We start from the raw sequence: 2,823 nt of genomic DNA, 5'->3' as shown, positions 1-2,823 counted from the left end.
CATTCGGAGTTACCGTCCGGATGCTTGATGCGGTAGGTGTAGCCGAGGATGTCGTAATAGTGCTTGGTCTGCTGGCCGTGGGCGTCGGTCACGGTGGTCAGGCGGATGTGCTTGTCCCATTGCAGGCGGGTTTCGAAGCTGCCGTCGTCGGCCCACTCGCGGATGGCTTTGGCCACGGTGTCCTGGTCGCCCGGCTCCTGAGCCTGCATCTGCTTGGCCAGCTCGGCGAGACTGTCCTACTGGTCGCTGGCGGTGGCCAGGCGTTCGGCGGTTTCGGGCAGGTCCTTGTGGTGCTTGGCCTCGTTGGCGCGCTGCTCGGTGGTAAGCAGCGCGGCCAGCAAGGCGTCGTGTCAGTGGGTTGTCAGAACAATGTCGCTGACAAGGGATACCTAGCTAAATTCTCTTGACCTGAGACCAAACAGTGGAGTCCATAGGTTGAATTTTAATGCCATGCAGGTCTTTTGCAGAGTCGGCAAAACGCTCAGAACATATTAAAGTACCACTTCCTGCGTGCAGCCCTTTGAAACGAAAAAGGTCTAGACCAACTTCCCTGTTCATCACAAGCTTCTTGATCCTAAAAATCAAACCATCCTCTTCAATGAAAGTAGACTCGGGGGCTGCATAGTCCCGAACATCTAGACCACCAAGATAGGCCGCACTGTATTTCTTCTCTGATATCCCCTCCCCACCCTTGGCAACAACCTCAATAGAAGCGAAGTCTTCGACACAAGTGGTAAAACCGCTACAAATACGCAGAAATTCATCACTTACCACATAGAATCCTGCCACCCCCCTGATATCAAATGAATAGCTTTTATCCTTTGATATCAGCACCATACCTACGGGGAATGGTTTATGCTCTCTAGATGCTCTGCGCTCAGCATACCAAGGAAAAAACCCATACTCCACATCTTCACTATTTTCATAATATTTGTCATACAGGGCCGCATTCAAGAAACCTAACGGGGCCCCCGGCGCCTCTACTTGCGAAATAACAAAATATTTCATTCTGTCAACCCCTAATTTATTTAACACGCCGCTGTTTTTTACCCGAAACCGACAGGCTTGCCCTTAATCTCTTCTGGATAGTGGCCACCTCTGAGCGAGCCTGGGCCTCATCTATCACTCCAGCGTCGTACCTATCTTGAACTTTCGCAACCATGTTATCCACCATGGGCGAATACACCTTCCCATGAGAGCCGCAATGATAAAACATCTTGCCCATACTCTTTGCTTTATCTGCACTATCGGGCATTAACAATCCATTCTCTTTGGCATCGCGCTGCTCATAGATACCAATATCCGAGAAGAAGCTTGCTCGCTCACGCCAAATCTGTTCTGGAATCAAATGATGCGCCTGCATATGATCATTCGGCATCCCTCCCAGTGCATTATTCAGAGCCTTACTACATAGCCCACTTGGATCGATCCATTGATTGGGGTTGCTTACATACTGGTAGAGGTTCAAACCTCCCGCATAACCGATTGGATCTTGCCCCATGAAGCGTCCCGTTCTTGGGTCATAGTACCGGAAACGGTTGTAATGCAGCCCCGTCTCATGATCGTGGTACTGACCCTGGAAGCGAATCGAGTTGCCCAGGCCCTGCTGCTTGGCCCACTCCGAGCGCTCCTCGCGGACTTCACCCCAGGCCTTGTACTGCCCCGCCCAGGCGACATTGCCTTGCTCATCGGTCAACTCCATCGGCGTGCCGAGGTGGTCGCACTGGTACCAGGCAATCGCCTCGAACGCCCGTGGCTTTACATCCGTGTGCCACAGCGGATCCTGATCAAAGTCGTATTCACGCTGGCTCCAGTCCGGTTGTTTGTGCAGGAGGATCGGGCTTTTGCGCAACGCCTGGGCGACCGGTACAAAGCTGCCCGGCTCATATAGGTAATGCACGGTGCGCCCGGTGTCGCCTTCATCACGTGGCGGTGAGCTTTCCCAAGCCAGGGTGTCGCCATCCCAACCAAACAGGGTGAAGCCACAGCCAAGCTCACGTTGGCGCTTGGCCCGTTGCAACTGGTTCCAGCCGGTGCCCGCCTCGGGGCGATCCCAGAAATGCGCCACCGAGTGTTTGTGCAGACGACGACCCAAGGCGTCGTAGCTGTAGTCGACCTTGAGCTTGTCGTCGTTGTAACTGGCCAGCCGGTCGAACAGGTCCCAAGTGAAGTGCGCGTGGGAACCGTTGTGCAGGCGGTGAATCAGGTTGCCGCGTTCGTCATATTTGTAGTGAGTGCCGGCGTACTCGCGCAGCAGGTTGTCCATCAGCTTGTTGCGCCGTGGGTCAGCTTCCAGCGGGCGGTTCAGTTCCTGAGTCTTCTGGTCCAGCAGGTTACCGGCCGGGTCGAAGGCGAAGGTTTCCACACCCAGACGGCTGGTCGCCTGCAGCAGGCGACCGACTGGATCGTACTGGTACTCCAACGGCCCACGACGGCTGTCGTGGATGTTGGTCAACTGGCCTGCGGCGTCATAACGGTACTGACGCTTGAGCAGCGTGGACTGGCCGTCATGGCTGCCCAGCAGTTGTTCCTGCAAACGCCCGACCGGATCCCAGGCCTGGGTCTGCATCAGCTTATTGCCCTGATGCCGCACCACCTCGCGGTGCAGGTCATCGCGCTCGTAGGCCAACATCTCGTGCTGGTCGAGGGTCATGCCGAGCAGGTGGCCGCTGCCGTATGTCAGCCAGCTGACTTTGTGACCGTCCGGACGAATCGTTGCAGTACGTTGGTTGAGCGCATCGTATTCGTGCTGCCACACCGCAACCATCGGCGTGCCGGTGGCCAGGTAGTACTGGTGCTCGCGGGTCAGGTTGCCCGCTTCGT

At 55.8% G+C, this 2,823-nt stretch carries 3 protein-coding genes and 1 pseudogene; all 4 read right to left on the bottom strand.

The genetic code is table 11. From position 1 onward, the window contains the following. Positions 1-92 (bottom strand): hypothetical protein (locus NJG22_RS24685; protein WP_366518861.1); only part of this gene is annotated, 92 nt, incomplete at its 3' end. Positions 93-167: 75 nt separating this feature from the next. After that, a pseudogene (locus NJG22_RS24680) lies at positions 168-350 on the bottom strand (hypothetical protein); the annotation flags it as partial. A gap of 43 nt (positions 351-393) precedes the next feature. Further along, positions 394-1,008, bottom strand: a complete 615-nt coding sequence (locus NJG22_RS24310) for a hypothetical protein (RefSeq protein WP_253098464.1) — start codon at positions 1,006-1,008, stop codon at positions 394-396. A gap of 16 nt (positions 1,009-1,024) precedes the next feature. After that, the coding region (locus NJG22_RS24305; RefSeq protein ID WP_253098462.1) for an RHS repeat-associated core domain-containing protein at positions 1,025-2,823 on the bottom strand (1,799 nt) is incomplete at its 5' end.

Origin of the sequence: Pseudomonas sp. VA159-2 (genome assembly GCF_024126635.1) — a bacterium.
GTDB classification, from domain to species: domain Bacteria; phylum Pseudomonadota; class Gammaproteobacteria; order Pseudomonadales; family Pseudomonadaceae; genus Aquipseudomonas; species Aquipseudomonas muyukensis.
Note: the sequence above shows the minus strand (reverse complement) of the source record. Positions and strands in the feature narration are given on the sequence as shown.

Bases quoted from the DNA above. Each gene is read 5' to 3' on its own strand.
- NJG22_RS24310 (WP_253098464.1), bottom strand. From the start codon at position 1,008: ATGAAATATTTTGTTATTTCGCAAGTAGAGGCGCCGGGGGCCCCGTTA.